16 protein-coding genes are annotated in these 19,303 nt (G+C 71.0%); 10 read left to right on the plus strand and 6 right to left on the minus strand.

All coding sequences use genetic code 11. The features are described 5' to 3' along the window. Positions 1–41 precede the first annotated feature (41 nt). The 5 genes from edd to ACQP2T_RS36285 all read left to right on the plus strand — a co-directional run bounded on the left by edd (position 42) and on the right by ACQP2T_RS36285 (position 7,532). Positions 42–1,982 carry a phosphogluconate dehydratase gene (gene edd / locus ACQP2T_RS36265; protein WP_433509400.1) on the plus strand — a complete coding sequence of 647 codons (1,941 nt, stop codon included), beginning with the start codon at positions 42–44 and terminating at the stop codon, positions 1,980–1,982. A 52-nt stretch (positions 1,983–2,034) separates the two neighbouring features. Next, positions 2,035–3,039 carry a glucokinase gene (gene glk / locus ACQP2T_RS36270; protein ID WP_433509401.1) on the plus strand — a complete coding sequence of 335 codons (1,005 nt, stop codon included), beginning with the start codon at positions 2,035–2,037 and terminating at the stop codon, positions 3,037–3,039. Beyond that, on the plus strand, positions 3,036–3,647 hold the full coding sequence (eda, locus tag ACQP2T_RS36275; protein WP_433509402.1) for a bifunctional 4-hydroxy-2-oxoglutarate aldolase/2-dehydro-3-deoxy-phosphogluconate aldolase: 612 nt from the start codon (positions 3,036–3,038) through the stop codon (positions 3,645–3,647). Before glk ends, eda begins: the two co-directional genes overlap by 4 nt. Before the next feature lie 433 nt (positions 3,648–4,080). Beyond that, on the plus strand, positions 4,081–7,071 hold the full coding sequence (locus ACQP2T_RS36280) for an AfsR/SARP family transcriptional regulator (protein ID WP_433509403.1): 2,991 nt from the start codon (positions 4,081–4,083) through the stop codon (positions 7,069–7,071). Positions 7,072–7,151: 80 nt separating this feature from the next. After that, positions 7,152–7,532 carry a hypothetical protein gene (locus tag ACQP2T_RS36285; RefSeq protein WP_433509404.1) on the plus strand — a complete coding sequence of 127 codons (381 nt, stop codon included), beginning with the start codon at positions 7,152–7,154 and terminating at the stop codon, positions 7,530–7,532. 1 nt (position 7,533) lies between these two features. On the opposite strand, the gene ACQP2T_RS36290 is transcribed toward ACQP2T_RS36285, so the two are convergent. Further along, positions 7,534–8,688 carry an RtcB family protein gene (locus ACQP2T_RS36290; RefSeq protein ID WP_433509405.1) on the minus strand — a complete coding sequence of 385 codons (1,155 nt, stop codon included), beginning with the start codon at positions 8,686–8,688 and terminating at the stop codon, positions 7,534–7,536. Positions 8,689–8,910: 222 nt separating this feature from the next. On the opposite strand from ACQP2T_RS36290, the gene ACQP2T_RS36295 reads away from it, so the two are divergent. Continuing rightward, positions 8,911–9,435: an NUDIX hydrolase gene (locus ACQP2T_RS36295; RefSeq protein WP_433509406.1), complete on the plus strand. Its 525-nt coding sequence runs from the start codon at positions 8,911–8,913 to the stop codon at positions 9,433–9,435. A 185-nt stretch (positions 9,436–9,620) separates the two neighbouring features. Continuing rightward, complete coding sequence (locus ACQP2T_RS36300; RefSeq protein ID WP_433509407.1) at positions 9,621–11,549, plus strand: protein kinase domain-containing protein; 1,929 nt, start codon at positions 9,621–9,623, stop codon at positions 11,547–11,549. A 23-nt stretch (positions 11,550–11,572) separates the two neighbouring features. On the opposite strand, the gene ACQP2T_RS36305 is transcribed toward ACQP2T_RS36300, so the two are convergent. Then, positions 11,573–12,856 carry an MFS transporter gene (locus tag ACQP2T_RS36305; protein WP_433509408.1) on the minus strand — a complete coding sequence of 428 codons (1,284 nt, stop codon included), beginning with the start codon at positions 12,854–12,856 and terminating at the stop codon, positions 11,573–11,575. Between the two features lie 376 nt (positions 12,857–13,232). On the opposite strand from ACQP2T_RS36305, the gene ACQP2T_RS36310 reads away from it, so the two are divergent. Further along, positions 13,233–13,826 carry a maleylpyruvate isomerase N-terminal domain-containing protein gene (locus ACQP2T_RS36310; RefSeq protein ID WP_433509409.1) on the plus strand — a complete coding sequence of 198 codons (594 nt, stop codon included), beginning with the start codon at positions 13,233–13,235 and terminating at the stop codon, positions 13,824–13,826. A 186-nt stretch (positions 13,827–14,012) separates the two neighbouring features. Here the strand turns inward: ACQP2T_RS36310 and ACQP2T_RS36315 are convergent, their stop codons facing one another. The 4 genes from ACQP2T_RS36315 to ACQP2T_RS36330 form a co-directional block, all read right to left on the minus strand. Continuing rightward, positions 14,013–14,645, minus strand: coding sequence for a response regulator (locus ACQP2T_RS36315; RefSeq protein ID WP_433509410.1), 633 nt, complete (start codon positions 14,643–14,645; stop codon positions 14,013–14,015). 241 nt (positions 14,646–14,886) lie between these two features. After that, positions 14,887–15,993, minus strand: a complete 1,107-nt coding sequence (locus ACQP2T_RS36320) for a sensor histidine kinase (protein WP_433509411.1) — start codon at positions 15,991–15,993, stop codon at positions 14,887–14,889. 174 nt (positions 15,994–16,167) lie between these two features. Then, complete coding sequence (locus ACQP2T_RS36325; protein WP_433509412.1) at positions 16,168–16,773, minus strand: histidine phosphatase family protein; 606 nt, start codon at positions 16,771–16,773, stop codon at positions 16,168–16,170. A 143-nt stretch (positions 16,774–16,916) separates the two neighbouring features. Continuing rightward, positions 16,917–18,161 (minus strand): PEP/pyruvate-binding domain-containing protein, encoded by a 1,245-nt coding sequence (locus tag ACQP2T_RS36330; RefSeq protein WP_433509413.1) that lies wholly within the window; start codon positions 18,159–18,161, stop codon positions 16,917–16,919. Between the two features lie 59 nt (positions 18,162–18,220). Between ACQP2T_RS36330 and ACQP2T_RS36335 the strand changes: the two genes are divergently transcribed. Together ACQP2T_RS36335 and ACQP2T_RS36340 are read left to right on the plus strand one after the other, a co-directional pair. Beyond that, positions 18,221–18,616 (plus strand): DNA-binding protein, encoded by a 396-nt coding sequence (locus ACQP2T_RS36335; protein ID WP_433509414.1) that lies wholly within the window; start codon positions 18,221–18,223, stop codon positions 18,614–18,616. After that, positions 18,613–19,248, plus strand: a complete 636-nt coding sequence (locus tag ACQP2T_RS36340) for a transcriptional regulator (RefSeq protein ID WP_433509415.1) — start codon at positions 18,613–18,615, stop codon at positions 19,246–19,248. Before ACQP2T_RS36335 ends, ACQP2T_RS36340 begins: the two co-directional genes overlap by 4 nt. Positions 19,249–19,303 lie beyond the last annotated feature (55 nt).

Here is a 19,303-nt window from a genome sequence, read left to right on the forward strand (position 1 = left end):
ACAAGCCGACTTGGGGTCGAGGACCCACTGAAGGAGGGTCTATGCACCCCGTCGTCCAGGAGATCACCGACAGGATCACCGAACGCAGCCGAGCCAGCCGCACCGTCTACTTGGAGCGGATCCGGCGCGAAGGTGAAGCCGCCCGTGCCAAGGGCCCGGCCCGCGCGCACCTGGGCTGCGCCAACCTGGCACACGGCTTCGCCGCCGCGCCGGCCGCCGACAAGCCCCTTCTGATGGGTACGGCCAAGCCCGGCGTGGCGATCGTGACCAGCTACAACGACATGCTCTCGGCCCACCAGCCGTACGAGACGTACCCGGCCGAGCTGAAGGCGGCGGTGCGCGCGGCCGGTGGCGTGGCGCAGGTGGCGGGCGGCGTGCCCGCGATGTGCGACGGCATCACCCAGGGCCGCGCCGGCATGGAGCTGTCGCTCTACAGCCGAGACGTGATCGCCATGTCGGCCGCGATCGCGCTGTCGCACGACATGTTCGACGCGTCGCTGCTGCTGGGCGTCTGCGACAAGATCGTGCCGGGCCTGCTGATCGGGGCGCTGCACTTCGGGCACCTGCCCGCCATCTTCGTGCCGGCCGGCCCGATGACCTCGGGGCTGCCGAACAAGGTCAAGGCCCGCACCCGGCAGCTGTTCGCCGAGGGCAAGGTGGGCCGGGACGAGCTGCTCGACGCCGAGGCCAAGTCGTACCACTCCCCCGGCACCTGCACCTTCTACGGCACCGCCAACTCCAACCAGGCGCTGATGGAGGTCATGGGCCTGCACCTGCCGGGCTCGACGTTCGTCAACCCGCACACCGAGCTGCGGCACGCGCTGACCGAGGCGGCCGGGCGCCGAGCCGTGGAGATCACCGCGCACGGCCCCGAGTACACCCCGGTCGGCGAGCTGGTCGACGAGAAGTCGATCGTCAACGCCGGCGTGGCGCTGCTGGCCACCGGCGGCTCCACCAACCACACGCTGCACCTGGTCGCCATGGCCGCCGCCGCGGGCATCGTGCTGACCTGGGACGACCTGGCCTGCCTGTCGGCCGTCGTGCCCTCGCTGACCAAGATCTACCCGAACGGCCAGGCGGACGTGAACCACTTCCGCGACGCCGGCGGCATGCAGGTGCTCATCGGCGACCTGCTGGACGAGGGCCTGCTGCACGCCGACGTGCTGACCGTGGCCGGGCGCGGGCTGGACCACTACCGGTCGGCTCCGACGCTGTCCGACGGGAAGCTGACCTGGTCGGAGGTGACCGGCGGCAGCGCCGACCTCGACGTGCTGCGGCCGGTGGCCGCGCCGTTCTCCGCCGACGGCGGCATCCACATGGTCGAGGGCAACCTGGGCCGGGCCGTCAGCAAGGTGTCGGCGGTCAAGGCCGAGCACCTGGTGATCGAGGCTCCGGCCAAGGTGTTCGACGACCAGCTCGAACTGCTGCGCGCCTTCGAGGCGGGCGAGCTGGACGGGCAGGACTTCGTCGCGGTCATCCGCTACCAGGGGCCGAGCGCGAACGGCATGCCCGAGCTGCACAAGCTCACGCCGCCGCTGGCCGTACTGCTCGATCGGGGGCAGCGGGTGGCGATCGTGACCGACGGCCGCATGTCGGGCGCCTCCGGCAAGGTGCCCGCGGCCATCCACCTGTCGCCCGAGGCGGCGGACGGCGGGCCGATCGCGCTGGTCCGCGAGGGCGACGTGATCAGGCTCGACTCGGCGGCGGGGACGCTGGAGGTGCTGGTCCCGGCCGAGGAGCTGGCCCGGCGCACGCCCGGCGGCCGGCCGCTGAGCGACGCGCAGTGGGTGGGGACCGGGCGCGAGCTGTTCGCGACGTTCCGCCGCATGGCGGGGCACGCGGAGCAGGGGGCGGGGATCTTCGGGATCAGCGGCGCCGAGTCGCCGGACCACGGCCCCGGGCTGGGCTTCCCCGCCGAGGCGGGCGCCTCGCACCTGGAGTCGGGCGCCCCTCGCGGGCGGCACGCGAGCATCGCCAGGTGACCCCCGTGTCCCTTGATCTGCCGTGGCCGGTCGCCGAGGCCGACGAGCTGTCGTGAGCGCGTTCGATCCGCCGTGGCTGGTCGCCGACATCGGCGGCACCAACGCCCGGTTCGGGCTGGTCACCTCGCCGGGAGCGCGGCCGTCGCACGTCGCGGTCCTGGCGGGGGCCGACTACGCCACTCTCCCGGAAGCCGTAGCCGCCTACCTCGCGCAGCACGCGGGCGGAGTGCGGCCGGGAGCGGCGTGCCTGGCCGTGGCCGGACCCGTCGAGGGCGAGCGCTACGCGCTGACGAACTCGGCCTGGAGCGGCTCGGCGAGCGACCTCGGCCTGCCGTACACGATGATGCTGAACGACTTCGAGGCGCTGGCCGTCTCGCTGCCCCGTCTGGAGTCCGGTGACCTGGTGTCCCTGGGCGGTCCGGAACCCGGCCACGGCGTCAAGGCGGTGCTCGGGCCCGGCACCGGGCTCGGCGTCGCCGGGCTGGTGCCTGCCGACGGCGGCTGGACGCCGGTCTCCGGCGAGGGCGGGCACGTCACGATACCGGTGCGCGACGACCGGGAGCGGGAGATCGTCCGGGTGCTCCGCGCCGGGGGCCTGGACCACGTGGTGGCCGAGCACGTGCTGTCGGGCCCCGGCCTGGTGGTGCTGCACCGGGCGCTGGCCGAGGTCAACGGCGTCGACGCGCCTCGCCTGTCGTCGGCGGACATCGTGGCGCGGCTGGACGACTCGCTGTGCGCGGAGACGGTCGAGGTGTTCTGCGGGATGCTGGGGAGTTTCGCCGGGAACGTGGCGCTGACCCTCGGCGCCCGGGGAGGCGTCTATCTCGGCGGCGGAGTGCTGCCCCGTATCGTGGAGCGCGTGCGTACCAGCGACTTCCGAGCCAGGTTCGCCGACAACCCGGACATGGCCGGCTACCTGTCGGCCATCGCGACCACGCTCATCGTCGCCCCGCAACCGGCGCTGACGGGCGCCGCCGCCTGGCTGGCGCAGCGCGCCGCAGGCGGGCGGCTGCCCCATGTCACTGAGATGTACCCATTGAGGAGAGAACTGTCATGAGCCTGCTCGATCTCGCCCCCGTCATTCCCGTCGTGGTGATCGACGACGTGGAGACGGCCGTGCCGCTGACGCGGGCGCTCGTCGCGGGCGGCCTGCCGGTCATCGAGGTGACCCTGCGTACCGAGGTCGCGCTGGAGGCCATCGCCAGGATCGCCGCCGAGGTGCCGGAGGCCACGGTCGGCGCCGGAACAATCCGGACTTCTTCTGATATTGGGGCGTCTTTGGCGGCTGGGGCGCAGTTCCTGGTCTCGCCCGGGACGACGCTGACCCTGGCCGACGCGCTGGACGCGAGCGGGCTGCCGTACCTGCCGGGCGCGGCGACCGCCTCCGAGGCGATGGCGCTGGCCGAGCGGGGGGTGAAGGAGCTGAAGTTCTTCCCCGCCGAGCCCGCGGGCGGCGTGGCGTACCTGAAGGCGCTGTCGGCGCCGCTGCCGTACGTGCGGTTCTGCCCGACGGGCGGCATCAGGCCGGCCACCGCGCCCGACTACCTCGCGCTGCCGAACGTCGGCTGCGTCGGCGGCACCTGGCTGACCCCGGCCGACGCCCTGGCCGCGGGCGACTGGGGCCGGGTGGAGAAGCTGGCCTCCGAGGCCGCCGCCCTCCGCTGAGGCACTGAGGCACCCGCCCCCAACGCGATCTATACGGCACCTATACGGCCGCTGAGCAGCCTGAGCCTGACTGGCTTATCGCGTCGCAACGGAGGTGGACGGTGTTGAAGAAGCCTTGGGGGCCACCGCTCTCCGTCGCCCCGCCGCTGACGCCCGGTGCCTACTCGGAGAGCATAGTGATCACTCCTCGCTACACCTACGACCCTTTCAGCAGCCGCGGCTGACTTCCGGAAGGGAACCCCCGACTCCATCTCCCTGAATTTCTTCCTCGCCGTGCCCGCCTTCGGCTGACAAACGGGCTTGACATCGGCGGGAGCCGTCATAAAGGCTTCCGTCGATGTTGGCGTTGCATGGGTTGACGGGAAAAGAACCATCGTGCACATTTAAGCGACTTTGATCTTCTTTGTGCACTTTAGTCTTGTCCGGGGGCGCGATGGAGTTCGCCGTTCTGGGGCCGCTTGACATCTCGGCCGATGCCCAGTCCTTACCGCTCGGCGCCGGAAAACAGCGTGCCCTGCTCGCCGAACTCCTCTGCCGTCCGGGACGCCCCGTCTCCCCCGCCACGCTCATCCAGGCGCTCTGGGGCCAGAGCCCGCCCCGCACCGCGCCGGACAACCTCCGGCTCTACGTGCACCAGCTCCGCAGGACGCTGGGCCACGACCGGATCACCCGCACCGCCGCGGGCTACGTACTCACCCTCCAGCCGGGCGAACTCGACGCGGACAGGTTCGAGGAGCTGGCCGAGCGGGGCAGGAGCGCCCTGTCCGCCGGCGAGCACGAACGGGCCGCCGAGCTGCTCAAGCAGGCGCTGGACCTGTGGCGCGGCCCCGCGTACGCGGAGCTGAACCTGACCGTCGGGCTCAGCGACCACGCGCACCGCCTGGAGGAGGAGCGGCTGATCGCGCTGGAGAACCGGATCGAGGCGGACCTGGCCCGCGGGATGCACGCCGCGCTCGTCGCCGAGCTGACCGGGCTGGTCGGCGAGCACCCCCTGCGGGAACGGCCGCGCTGGCAGCTCATGCTCGCCCTGGCCAGGTCGGGCCGCCAGGCGGAGGCGCTGGCCACCTACCGCGACGCCCGCCGGGTCTTCGCCGCCGAGCTCGGCCTCGATCCCGGCGCCGAGCTCCGGCGCCTGCACCAGGCCATCCTCACGGGCACCCTGCCCGTCGAGTCCGCCGCCGTGCCGCCGGACGACCCCTCCCCCCGTTCCCCCGCCCAGTTACCGGCCGACATCTCCGACTTCACCGGACGGAGTGAGCAGCTCGCCGAGCTGACGGACCTCCTCGGTGACGGCCCGCCTCCAGGGCCGGGGCCCATGCGTGTGTACGTCATCGCGGGGATGGGCGGGGTCGGCAAGACGACGCTGGCCGTACACGCGGCCCATCTGATCGCCCAGCACTACCCCGACGGACAGCTCCACACCAACCTGCACGGCGCCGAGTCCTCCCCCGCCGATCCCGCTCAGGTGCTCGCGGCCTTCCTCACCGCGCTCGGCGTGCCGCGCCCCACCCTGCCGGAGACCCTTGAGGAGCGGGCCGCGGTCTTCAGGAGCCGGCTGGCGGAGCGCCGGATGCTCATCGTGCTCGACAACGCCGCCTCGGAGCAGCAGGTTCGCCCGCTGTTCCCCGGTACGTCCGGCTGCGCCGTCATCATCACCAGCAGGACCCGGCTGACCGGGCTGTCCGGCGCGGCGGTGGTCGAGCTCTCGGTGCTCCACCCCGAACAGGGCGTGCAACTGCTCTCCAGGATCGTCGGGGCCGACCGGGTGGCCGCCGAGCCGGAGGCGGCGGCCGAGCTCGTCCGGCTGTCGGACGGCATACCCCTGGCCGTCCGGGTGGCGGGCGCCCGCCTGGTGGCCCGGCCGCACTGGCCGCTGACCCGCCTGGCCGGGCAGCTCACCGACGAGCGGCGGCGGCTGGACCAGTTCACCACCGGCGACCTGGCCGTCCGGGCCAGCCTGGCGCTCAGCTATGTGGGGCTGGATCCCGACGCGCGCCGGGCCTTCCGGCTGCTCGGCTCGCTGGACGTGCCCGACTTCGCGGGCTGGGTGGCCGGGGCGCTGCTCGACCTTCCCGTGGCGGCCGGCGAGGAGCTGGTCGAGACGCTGGTGGACACGCAGCTCGTGCTGTTCAGCGGGATGGACGCGGCGGGCCAGCCGCGCTACCGCTTCCACGACCTCGTCCGGCTGTACGCCCGCGAGCGCGGTGAGCTCGAAGACGAGCCGGAGGCCGTGGGCGCGGCCCTGAGCAGGGCCTTCGGCGCCTGGCTCGCGCTGGCCGAACGCGCCACCGAGCGGGTGCCGGGCACCTCCTCGGCCATCATCCACGGCACCGCCCCGCGCTGGAACTCCCCCGACGGCGCCCCCTGGGACGGGCCGGCCGTCGAGGATCCGATGGCCTGGTTCGACACCGAGCGGACGGCGCTGATCGCGGCTATCCGCCAGGCGTGCTCGCTGGGCCTGGCCGAGGTCGCCTGGGACACCGCCTGCTGCGTGGAGCGCTACTTCGACGTGTGCGGGCAGTTCGACGACTGGCGCGGGCTGCACGAACGCGTCCTGGAGGTCTGCCTGGCGACGGGCAACCGGCTCGGCGAGGCGGTGATCCGGCGCGGGCTCATGCACGCCACCACGTGGATGGAGACCGGCGGCGAGGCCATGGCCGCGCAGTACGAGGGGGCCGAGCGGCTGATCACCCTGTTCTCCGAGCTGGGCGAGGAACGCGGGCTGTCCGACGCGTACGTGCTGCGGGCCTGGGGCGAGGCCGCCAGAGGCGACATGGCGGAGGGCCTGCGGTCCGGGCAGATCGCCTTGAGCCTGGCCGAGAGCAGCGGCCACCAGAGCGGGCAGGCCAGGGCGCTGGTGTGCATGGCGGTGGCGTACGGGACGCGCGACATCAAGATGGCCATCGTGCACCTGCTGCGCGGCCTGGAGCTGGCCGAGAAGCTCGGCAATCCGCGCTTCGAGGCGACGACGCTGCAGTTCCTGGGCCTGGCGCACGCCCATGCGCAGGAGTTCGACGCCGGGCTGGAATACCTGGTCAGGGCCCTGGCCATCTACCGCCAGATCCGCGATCCGCTGCTGGAGGCGATGGGCCTGGTCGCTTTGGCCAGGCTGTACGCCGGGCACCACGACCCGAGGGCGCGGCCCGCGGCCGAGGCGGCCGAGATGCTGAGCCGCTCGCACCGCCTGGCCCACCACCAGGCCGACGCGCTGTGGGTGCTCGGCGGGGTGGACCTGGCGGAGGGCAGGATCGACGAAGCGGTCGCCCATCTGGAGGAGTCGGTGAGGCTGTGGCGTACGCGGGGGTGGCAGGAGTTCCTGGCCGGTGCGCTGGCCGACCTCGCCGAGGCCTACACCGCCGCCGGCGACCTCACGGCGGCCGTCGCCGCCCGTAGTGAGGCGACCGCGCTCACGGGATCTACCTAGGCCGGATGAGTATCACGGCGGATGGCGGGAAGGTCCGTCGCCGATCAGGATGGCCTTCACACCTCGTCTTGGGGAGTCTCATGACCCGTTCCGTCCTTGTGTGGGCCCTGGTCCTCGTCGTCGTCGGAGCCGTCGCCGTGGCGCTCTGCGTCGCCACCTCACCCGTGGCGTCCGCCGAGGCCCCGCGTGAGTTCTTCGACTCGCCCTTCCTGCTGCCCGCCTTCCTCGTCCTGGCGGTCCTGGCCGGTCTGGCCGGGTGGTTCGCCCCTCAGGTGGGCTTCCTGTGGGGCCTGCTGGCCGCCGCCCCGTTCTACGTCTACTTCGCGTCGGGCGTGGTCAGGGAACTGCGGGAGGGCGGCCAGGGTCTCTGGCCGGTCGGCCTGCTGTACCTGGTCGGGCTCACGCTCATCCCGCTGATCGCGGCCCTGGCGACCTCGCTGGTCGCCAGGGCGCGGGGGTGACTCACCCCTTGTAGTTGAAGATCTGGCGGAGGGTGTGCTGAACCGCCACCAGATCCTTCTGGTCCGCCATCACCTGGTCGATGGACTTGTACGCCTCGGGGTGCTCGTCGACCAGCGCGGCGGCCCGGTCCGCGTTCCAGGTCCGGCCGCTCATCGCCGCGGTCAGGGAGGCCGCGGACAGCTCCCGCTTCGCCTTCGTACGGGACATGCGGCGGCCCGCCCCGTGCGAGCAGGAGTTGTACGACTCGGGATTTCCCCGCCCGCGCACGATGTACGAGCGGGTGCCCATCGAACCGGGGATCACGCCTTCGTCGCCGGTGTCGGCCTTGATGGCGCCCTTACGGGTGATCCACAAGGACTTGCCGTAGTGGGTCTCCTGCTGGGTGAAGTTGTGGTGGCAGTTGATCGTGCGAACCCGCTCACCCTGGCCCGCGACCCGGAACAGGGCGTCGACCAGGACCTTGTCCATCCGCGCACGGGAGGCCATGGCGTAGCGCTGGGCCCACAGCATGTCCCCGATGTAGGCGGTGAACTCCGGCGTGCTCTGCACGAGGTAGGCCAGATCCGGGTCCTCCAGGCCGATCTCCTGCTTCTTCATCAGCTTCTTCGCACCCGTGATGTGCGTCTGGGCGAGCTGGTTGCCGATGCCGCGCGAACCCGAGTGCAGCACCGTCCAGACCCGATCGCGCTCGTCCAGGCAGACCTCGACGAAGTGGTTGCCGGAGCCGAGGGTGCCGAACTGGTCGGACACCTTCTTGGTCTGCTTCGGGTTGAGATCGGTGTGCGGCAGGCCGAGGTCGCTGAGGGCCCGGTCCATCGACGGGTCGTCGTGGCCCTTGCCGACGCCGGCGGGGATGCGCCGCTCCACCATCGGCATGAGGGCGGCGAGGGTGTCGGGCAGGTCGGCGGCAGTCAGCGTCGTCTCGGTGGCGACCATGCCGCAGCCGATGTCCACGCCGACGGCGGCGGGGATGATCGCGTTCTCGGTGGGAATGACCGAGCCGACCGTGGCGCCGATGCCGACATGGGCGTCGGGCATGAGCGCGACGTGTCCGGAGACGAAGGGCAGGCGGGCGGCACGAGCGGCCTGCGTGATCGCGCCTTCGTCGATCTCGCTGGCCCACGACAGCAGGTTCGGTGCGGGCTGGTTCGGCATGGGATAGGTCTCCTCGCTGGTTCGTGATCAGTTTGGCGAGACCAGGAGGCGATTCCCACCCATTTTATCGAATTCCGGCTTTGTGGAGTGGCGTGCGCTTCGCCCTGCCGCACTCTCCGGGCGCGGCGTTCTCCCACGTGCGCTTCTCGTGTGGTGCCGGTTCAGGCGGGCATCGCCTTGTAGCGTGGTGCCGGTTCAGGCGTCCACGCTGGGAGCAGCCGCATGCGCTGGCAGGTCCACTCCGAAGAGCCGCTCTACACCGACCGCTGGCTCGATGTCCGCGTGGCCGACGTGGAACTCCCGGACGGCAGGCATCTCGACCATCGCCTCATCCGTACGGCGTCGGGAGCCGGAGCCGTCGTCACCAACGGTCAGGGCCGGGTGCTGCTGATCTGGCGGCATCGCTTCATCACCGACACATGGGGCTGGGAGATCCCGACCGGCCGGATCGAGGAGGGCGAGGAGCCGATCGTGGCCGCCGCCCGCGAGGTCGAGGAGGAGACCGGCTGGCGCCCCGGCCCCATGCGACCGCTGCTGTACACCCAGCCGTCCAACGGCATCTCCGACTCGGCGCAGCACGTCTTCCGCGCCGACGGCGCCCGGCACATCGGGTCGCCCGCGGAGCCCTGGGAGGCCGAGCGCGTCGAGTGGGTCCCGCTCACCGACGTCCGCCGCCTGATCGACAAGCGCGACATCGTCTGCGGCACCACCATGAGCGCGCTGCTCTACCTCCTCATCGAGGGGTGAACGGTGCCCCGCGCGCGACTGGGCGATCACGTGCCGTGCAAGCTGGGAGGCGAGCCCCAAACCCGTCCAAACTCAGTGGCCACCGGGTGACCCGTTCCTCCGTTAGAGTCTTGGGGAACGGGCATGCCGGGCGGAGGATCGGTCGGTTGAGGCAACACGGCAACGAAGGCGAGAGGAAAGCGACGTTGGGGCAGCAGGGGCGCTCCGCAGGCACTCCGCTGACGCCGGAAGACCCGTCGGCGATCGGCCCCTATGAGCTGATCAGCCGCCTCGGCTCGGGCGGCATGGGCACCGTCTATCTGGCCAAGGCCGCCGACGGCGTACAGGTCGCGCTCAAGGCGATCCGCCGCGACTACACCACGGACCCGGTCTACCGGGCGCGCTTCCACGAAGAGGTGTCCAACGCCCGCAAGGTCGCCTCGTTCTGCACGGCCCGCGTCCTCGACCACGGCGAGCACGACGGGGTCCTCTACCTCGTCACCGAGTACATCGAGGGCGTCTCCCTCGAGAACCACCTGATCGAGCACGGCCCGCTGACGCCGTCCGTCCTGCACTCGGCGGCCGTGGGCGTGGCGGCGGCGCTGACCGCGATCCACGCCGTCGGCCTGGTGCACCGCGACCTCAAGCCCGCCAACGTGATGCTGACGCTGGGCGGCCCGCGAGTGATCGACTTCGGGCTGGCCCGCTCGTCCCACGTCACCACCCGCCACACCAACGCGGGCATGGTGATGGGCACGCCCGGCTGGATCGCTCCCGAGCAGGTCTTCGAGGGCCGCACCAGCCCGGCGGGCGACGTGTTCGCCTGGGGATCGCTGATCGCCTACGCCGGGCTCGGCGGCCATCCGTTCGGCGAGGGCGACGCCTACGTCATGGCGGCGCGCGCCCGCACCGCCCCGCCGGACCTGCGCGGCCTGCCCGCGCCGCTCGACCGGCTCGTGGCCGCGGCCATCCACCCCGACCCCGCGCGCCGACCGGCGGCCAAGCAGCTCCTGCTCGAACTCGTGGGCGCGGCCGACGAGCCGGCCGCCCAGCTCGCCGCGACCCGCCACCTCACCAGCTCGTGGAACCCGTCGGAGTTCCCGCCGCTGGCCGAGTTCCCGAACAATCCGCAGGTACGCCAGGCGCCGCCGGGCTGGACCCCGCCACCACAGGCGCCGCAGGCCCACCAGCCGTCGTCTCACCAGCCGTCGTCTCACCAACCGTCGTCTCACCAACCGTCGTCTCACCAACCGTCGTCTCACCAACCGTCGTCTCACCAACCGTCGTCTCACCAACCGTCGTCTCACCAACCGTCGTCTCACCAGCCTCAGGCGCACCAGCAGACCGGCATGGGGCCGCTGCCGGGCCGCGGGCCGGGTCCGCACCCGCCCGCCCAGGCGCCGCCCCCGCCGCCCCGCCAGTCGCCTCCCCGCCAGGCGCCGACCCGTCAGGCATCCCCCCGCCAGGCATCACCACCTCCTGGTCCGGCGAGTCAGGTACCGCCGTCCCTCCAGACGGGGCAGGTGCCACTCTCCGCTCGTCAGACGGGGCAGGTGCCGCTTTCCGCCCATCAGACAGGGCAGGTGCCGCTTTCCGCCCATCAGACAGGGCAGGGACCGCTGCCACCTGGGCCGAGGGGCCCGGTGGGGTTCCCGGTCAAGCGGAAACGGAGCGTGTTCACCGGCTGCGTGACCGCCATCGTGGTGGCCATTGTGCTGTTGGTGCTGCTGCTGGCCGTACTGGCGTGGGCGCTCAGGTCCCCCGACCCGGTCGGCGCGGACAGCCCGGTGCAGGACGGGAAGCTGAAGTTCGCGGTGACGGGCACCAAGTGCCCCAAACCGGCCAAGGGCGCCAAAGAGCGCACCTGCCAGGTGAGCCTCAAGGTCAACAACGTCGGCCAGGAGGCCAGGGTTCTCTACCCCGGCCAGCAGAAACTGCTGGACGAGGACGACGCGTTACACGGCGGCACCAAGCTGCTCGACAAGGCGGGCGCCGAGGTCACGCCGGTCCGCATCGGGCCGGGCCAGTCCTTCAGCGGCGCGCTGCTGTTCGAGCTGCCGAAGGAGGCCCAGCCCGCGGGACTGGAGCTGCATGACTCCGGCCTGAGCACCGGAGTGCGGGTCAGGCTCGATTGATGCCGTAAGCGGCGAGACGCGGGTCAGGCTCGATTGGTACTGTATGAGGCGGGGTCGGAGATGTCGACCTTCGACCGATCGGGCAGCGCGACCGTCGCGACCAGGCCGATCACCGCACCGATGATCATGAACACGGAGATGGCCTGCCAGCCGTAGTCGTGCAGCAGCCAGGTGGCGATCAGCGGTGCCGGTCCACCCGCGATGACGGAGGCCAGCTGATATCCCAGCCCGGCGCCCCCGTACCGCAGACTGGTCGGGAAGCTCTCCGCGATGAGCGCCGCCTGCGGTCCGTACTCCATGGAGTGCTGGAGCTGCGTGACCATCATCGTGACCAGGATGACGACGGCGATGCCGGTGTTGAGCAGCGCGTAGTAGGGGAACGCGATCACCGCCAGCAGCGCGGCCCCGATGAGATAGAGCCTGCGGCGGCCTATTCGATCGCTGAGATGCCCGAAGTACGGGATCGCGAAGAGCTCGACGGCCGCCGCGGCGCTGACGGCGGCGAACGCGAACGTTCGCGACATCCCGATGGTCGGGGACGTGATGTAGGTGATCACGAATGTCGTGTAGAGGTAGAACGGCATCTGCTCCGGGATGCGCAGGAGCGCGCTGAGCACGACCTCCTTCGGGTGCCTCTTGAGCACCTCGACCACCGGCAGCTTGGCCACCTGCCTGGTATCGAGGAGCTTGGCGAACAGCGGTGTCTCCATGACCCGCAGCCGCACCCAGAGACCCACAGCGACCAGCACCAGACTGGCCAGGAACGGAATCCGCCAGCCCCAGTCCTTGAACGAGTCGCCGGCCGCGAGAGCCACCAGCGACATCGCGCCGGTGCCGAGTATGAGGCCGATGGGCACGCCGACCTGCGGCCAGCTGGCCATCAGGCCGCGCCTGCGCTGGTCGCCCCACTCCATCGACAGCAGCACCGAGCCGCTCCACTCGCCGCCGACCGCGATCCCTTGCAGGATGCGCAGGATGACGAGCAGGATCGGCGCGATCACGCCGATGGTGGCGGTGCCGGGCAGCACGCCGATGAGCGCGCTGGAGACGCCCATCATGACAAGGGTGATGATGAGCGTGGCCTTACGCCCGATGCGGTCACCCCAGTGGCCGAAGATCGCCGCGCCGATCGGCCGGGCGGCGAACCCGACCGCGTACGTGGCGAAGGACGCCAGAACGCCCGCATAGGGGGTGGACTTGGGGAAGAAGACGTCGGCGAACACGGTCGCCGCGGCCGTGCCATAGAGAAAGAAGTCATACCACTCGATGGCCGTACCGACGACACTCGCCGTCGCCGCTCTTCTCACCTGGGATTGGTACTCCGCCGCTGGTAACCCGTGATCGTGCGTCACCCGCGCCTCCTCAGCCCGGACCGGGACTCCCAGTGTGATCCGGCTCACACGTCACCCGGTTTGCGCCATGCGTACCCGGCTGGCGAGGAGTGAACACTGGATTTGTCAGATCGTTAGCGACAAATGGTGTCTTTCTGGTGTCGGACGCCGTCTGTTACGGTCTCGTCGCCGCAGGCATCACCGCTTCGACCGCCCCACTCGACCGTCACCCTGCGGCGGGAAGAGCAGACGTAACCGTATGGCCGCTGAACGAAAGACATCTCACGACGCCACCCCTGAGCGACTCGGAAACGGCCGGCCGGGGCCGAACGACGCAACAGTCCAGCCCTTCATGACGGCGACGACCGAGTGTCAGGCGTACCTGGAATCGGCGGCCGACCAGGACTGGTCCCGCTCGATCCCCGGCATGGGGTGGACCGTGGCGCAGACCGTGGCGCACATGGCCGACACTCTCCTGTGGTACGCCACGGACCTGGCCGCCGGAGAGCGGGAACTGAGCACCATGGACCTCGCGGTACGGCCGGGCACCCCTCCTCGGGAGCTCATCGCCACGCTCGGATCGTTCGCCACCGTGCTGGCCAGGGTCGTGAGCGGCACGCCGCCGGACGCCCGGGGCTGGCATCCGTACGGCCTGGCGGACGCGTCCGGCTTCGCCGCCATGGCCTGCGACGAACTGCTCGTCCACACCTACGACGCCTCCCGCGGCCTGGAGACGGAGTTCGTCCCTTCGGAGGAGGTCGCCCTGGCAACGCTGCGCCGCCTGTTCCCGTGGGCTCCGGAGGGAGCCGGGGCCTGGGAGACCCTGCTGTGGGCCAACGGCCGAGCCGACCTACCGGGTCAGGAGCGGCAGACGGGCTGGCGCTGGCACTGCGCACCACTGGCGGAGTGGGACGGCACCAATCCCCGGATGGCCGAGCGCCGTTGACGAGGAGTCCCTGGCCGCGGCGCTCAAGGAGGCGACCCGATGAACTGGCTCGTCCTGCTGCCGGCCGGTACCGCGTACGCCGTCTTCACCGGCATCGGCGCCGCCGGCGCGATGTTGCTCGACCCGCCGTACAAAACGACCGTCCAATGCGCGCTGACGCCCCACCACGCGATCTCGCACGGCTCCTCACGGTGGGAGAGCGGTCCCCGAGTTCCAGGCCCAGGCCGCGATCCCGACCCGATTGGCCGCTCCCACCTTGCGCTGGATGTTGGCCACATGCGTCTTCGCCGTGCCTGCGCTGATGAACAACTCGGCGGCGATCTCACCATTCGTACGCCCATGCGCGACCAGGCGCGCGATCTCCGCCTCCCGCTCCGTGAGCGGTTCCCCCAGCGGTTCGGGCCGGGAGGCGCGGAGGTGGCGCAGCAGTCGCACGGTGACCTGCGGGCTGATGAGCGTGTCCCCGGCCATGGCGGCACGGATCGCCTCGACGAGCAGCGTCGGACCCGACCGTTTCAGCAGAAACCCGCAAGCGCCGTTGCGTAGCGCCGTATGCACGTAGTCATCGAGGTCGAAAGTGGTCACCACGATCACCCGCGTCTCCCGCGCGAGCACCCTGGTGACCTCAAGCCCGTCCAGCTTGGGCATGCGGATGTCGGCCAGTACGACGTCGGGCTTGAGATGCCGGGCGAGCCCCACCGCCGCCTGCCCGTCAGCCGCCTCCCCCACGACCGTCATATCGGGCTGCGAGTCGAGAATGAGCCGGAACCCGATCCGTACGTCGTCCTGATCGTCCGCGACGAGAACCCGAGTCGTCACGTCATCCCCGCTTCCTGCCGGATCCATGTCATCACCAGCTTTCCACCCGCGCCACGCGGCATCCCACCCTTCCACCTGTGTCATGCCTCGCTGGCACCGCGCCTTCCTGGTTACGCGCTCTCACAGCGCCTCGGACATCCTCGTGATCTTGGACACTCGCCGGTACTGCTGCGGCCAACGCGAGCGGAGACGTCGCGTGCGACGCTCTGCCGAGGACCGAGGCTCAGGCAGCTTTACGAGGTCAGACGGGGACGGTCGCCGTGACACGCCAGCCGGCGCCGTGCGGACCCGCCGAAAGGGAGCCGCCGACTGTCCCGAGCACCTCGGCGAGCCCCGCCAGGCCGAAACCGCCCTTGCGGCCGAGCCCGGCGAAGCGACCGCCGCCCGAACGATTCCCACCCGAACGACCGCCGCCGGAACAGTCAGCGCCTGAATGATCAGCGCGATCGCCCTGCGCCGCACGACCGACCCCACGATCGCCAGCCGCCTGACCGGTGCCGCCATCATCCTGCACCCGGACGTGGACCATGTCCCCGTCTCTCGTCACCGCGATGTCGACTGTGGTCGCCCGCGGCGCGTGCCTGCGTACGTTGGTCAGGGCCTCCGTCACCACCCGGTAGACGGTTGCCGACGCCTCGCGGGAGATCTGCTCCGCCTCGACGGCGAGATTCACTCGGACGGTCGGCGAGAAGCCGTCCGCCAGGTCCCGCAGCCCGTCGATGCCGGGTGCGGGGCCTCTGGCAGGCTCGTTGAGCATGTGGACCGTACGGTCGAGCGACGTCAGGGCCCGCTGGCCGCCCTCCTCGATGCGCCGCAGGGCGTCCTCGATCCGTGGCGGCAGTTCTGGGGCGAGCCGGGCGGCCTGGGCCTGTACGAGCATGCCGCTGACATCGTGCGCCACGAAATCGTGCAGGTCACGCGCCAGAGCGAGCCGCTGATCCCGTACGGCCTGCGCCACCGCCCGACGCCGGTTGCCATCGAGCGAACGCAGATAGAGCCCGGCCGCGGCGACCCCAACCGCCCCCAGCGACCAGCCCGCGCAACCGGCCAGTATCAGCGAGGGCGGGCCAGGCCAGACCATTCTCAGCAAGATGGTCGAAATCGCGAGACCGGGCACGAGGGCTGCGAGAGGCGCGCGGCGGGCCGCGAGCAGCGTCAGTGCGAGCAGTGCCGGCACCTCGATCACCAGCCAGAACGTGGCGTCTCCATGGGTGCCGGTCAGCGGATGGTAGGCGGTGATCGCCAGGGAGGCCGCTCCCCCGCCCACGGCCGAGTACGCGGGAGGGACGCGCGGCCTGAACGCCACCACCAGCGCGCACAACTGGACCACCGCACTGATGAGGTTCACGATGTCGACCCTAGAGCGCCTCGGCCGCAGGAGCTTCAAGAAGCAGCCGCCTTCTGGCGGGTGACGTTCGACGACCCGCCCGTCAACCTTTCGACCGTGTGACGACGCCCGGTGAGCGGGTTTCGGTCCACCACCGTGTACGGCTTCCACGCCTCGCCCTTGGCCGGAGCGACCTCACGGCCTGACGCCTTCGGGGAACCCGGTCCAGCGCAGGCTGGTCGGGAGGTGACTCATGTCGTTGAACATCACGAGCGTGGGCGGCAGGCCGTTACGGTACTCGATGACCGTCAGTGCGGTGTTGGCGCTGTTCAGTCCGAGCCACCGGGACGGCGGCGCGTCCAGTGCGTGCCGTACCAGCCACGCGATCGGATAGGCGTGCGTTACCAGGACCTCGTGTGTGTCACGCTGGGTCCCCGCCTCGGGGACCTTCGCGAATCGGGCGACCAACGCCTCGGCCAGCCTGTGGCCCGAGGCCGCCTCGCCTTCGTCGTAGCCGTCGAAGAAGCCGGCCCAGGACGGAGGCGTTTCGGCCGGGCTTGGAACGTAGGGCACGTGGTCGATGAGTTCGGCGGCCTCGGCCACGGGCACATTCGGTAGATGCCGGGCGAGTTCGTGCGCGCTCGCCACGGCGCGTGGCAGCGGAGAGTGCCACACGGCGTCGACCGGTACGCCGGCGAGCCGTTCGCCCAGCAGGCCCGCCTGCCGGCGCCCGATGTCGGTGAGCTCCCCGAACGCGTTGGCCGCGCCGTGGCGTGCCAGGTAGAGGTGTCGCGTTGCCATGAGTGGTCAGGAACGCGGTGCCCGTGCGGGCCCGCTTCCCATCTCCTTCGATTTCGATCCGTGGGTGTGGGTTCGGTGGCGGGATGCCTGGGTGGGACCGGCCTTTGGCCTGGCAGAGGCCGGCCAGGGGCGGAAGCGGCCAGTCACGCGTGTGCCGCCGTGACGATGCCGTTGGTGCCGTCGAGGGTGATGACGGTGTCGTCGTGGAGCGTGCTCGTCGCGTTCGCGATGCCGAGGACGGCGGGGATGGCGTGCTCACGAGCGACGATCGCGGCGTGGGAGAGCACGCCGCCGGTCTCGGTGATGACACCGGCGGCGACGCGCAGCAGCGGCGTCCAAGCGGGGTCGGTGAAGGGGCAGACGAGGATGTCGCCCGGGCGCACACGCGCGAAGTCGCCGGGGCCGCGGACGATTCTCGCGGTGCCGGTTACGGTCCCGTGGCTGCCTGGTGTACCGGTGAGCATGCCGGTTACGGTCCCGGGGGGCGCGGTGGCCGGGGTGGGCGAGGCGCTGGAAGGCGAGGTCGGCCGTGGGGGTGCGGCGGTGACCGGCCGTGCTTGCAGTATCCAGACGCGGCCGTCGACGATCGCCCACTCGATGTCCTGTGGTCCACCGCGTACGGCAGCAATGTCTTTGCCCAGCTTGGCCAGCCGCGTGGCGGTCGCGTCGTCGATCGTCGGCCGGTCCCGGGTACCCGTAGGCACGTCGCTGATGACGAGCCGCGTGCCGTGCCGGTCAACGCGGGTCCGTTTGTCGGCGACGGTACGGGTGACCGACCCGTCCTCGGCGACGCGGTAGGCGTCAGGGGTGACCGTGCCTCCGACGACGCTGGGGCCGAGCCCCCAGGACGCCTCGATCCGGGTCGCGTCGTCCGGGCCCGCGGGTGTGAACATGACCCCGGACACCTCGGCATCCACATGGCGTTGGACGAGGACGGCCATCACAAGATCGTCGGGCGGCTGGTCGTCGCGCCGGTAGTCGATGGCACGTGCGGAGAACAACGAGGCCCAGCAGGAACGTACGGCATCGGCGACCTCACCGGCTCCGCGCACGGCGAGAAAGCTCTCGTACTGACCGGCCGCCGATGCCTGGCCGGTATCCTCGTTCGCCGCCGACGATCTGACCGCCACGGACGGATCGCCGAGCTCGTCGAGTGCGCTTCGCAGCGCGTCAATCACGGTGGCGTCGACCGGTCGGGATTCGATCACCTGCCGTGCCACGTCAGGATCGAGCCGCCCGAGGTCCAGGTCGCGGACGGCGGCAAGGTACGCGGCGTACGAGACGACGAAGCCGTCAGGAACCGGCAGGCCCGCGCGGAGCAGCGCGCCGAGTGCGCCGGCCTTGCCTCCGCAGGTGTCGGCGGCAGCCTCCATTAGGGGTACGATCATCCACCCTTGCCCTTCAACAAATGATTGACAACGTTTTGTTGATTGTGCAGGGTAAGTGCATGCCACGCAAGCAGGACATCGCTCACAACACGCAGACCGATCACGTACAGGCCCGCCACGAGCAGGACGCGCGTGAGCGTCTCCTGAACCTGGGCGCGGATGAGCTCGACGCCCGTCCATGGCGACCCTCCCCCGCCCCGCTGTCGGCGGTCGACCTCGTGCAGTTCGCCGTCTGGCGCAACGCCGACCTGGACCCGGAGGACATCCTGAGCGCGCTCGCCCTCCTGCCCGCCGCACGCGCCGAGGTCGAAGGGCTCGAAGCCGGTCTGCTGTTCATGGCCCGGAGCGCGGGACTGACCTGGGCACAGATGGCGCAGGCGATGGGGTTCAACTCGCCGCAGGCGTGCCAGCAGCATTTCACCCGCCTGGCGGGACGATCGGACGCCGGCTCATGACACGGGACTCCGCGGCCGACCTCCTGGTCCTGCACTCCGTACGCATCACCGGGTTCGCGGACACCCCGGTGATCGCCTATCGGTACGGGCTCGACGCGGCCGAGACGAAAGAGATGCTGCACGACGCCGAGGCACGTGGGTGGGTCGAGCACACCGCCTTCGCCGGTAGCGGGGGTTGGTCGCTGACCGAAACGGGCCGAGCCGAGAACGAGCGCCTGCTCGCGGCCGAGCTCGCCCGCGTCGGTGGTGCCGATGTGGTCCGTGACGCCTACCGCGAGTTCCTCCCGCTGAACGCCCTCCTGCTACGAGCCTGCACAGACTGGCAGCTCCGGCCCACCGCCGGCGATCGGCTCGCCGTCAACGACCACTCCGATCCCGCTTGGGACGCCCGGATCCTCGACGAGCTGGCCGGCATCGACCGCGCGCTCCTGCCGCTCGCGGACCGGCTCCGGGGCGTACTCACCCGGTTCCGCGGATACGACACACGATTCGGCGCGGCCCTGGCGCGCGCGCGAGCCGGGCAGGGCGCCTGGGTCGACCGCACCGACGTGGACTCCTGCCATCGTGTCTGGTTCGAGCTCCACGAAGACCTCATCGCCACGCTCGGCATCGACCGCCACGCGGAACCCTGACCCCACGCTCCGCCGCCCCGGGTCGACCAGCCGGGCCCAGCGGCCAGGGACGCGC

The sequence above is a fragment of the Nonomuraea sp. CA-143628 genome (assembly GCF_050942315.1).
In the GTDB taxonomy this organism is placed as follows: Bacteria; Actinomycetota; Actinomycetes; order Streptosporangiales; family Streptosporangiaceae; genus Nonomuraea.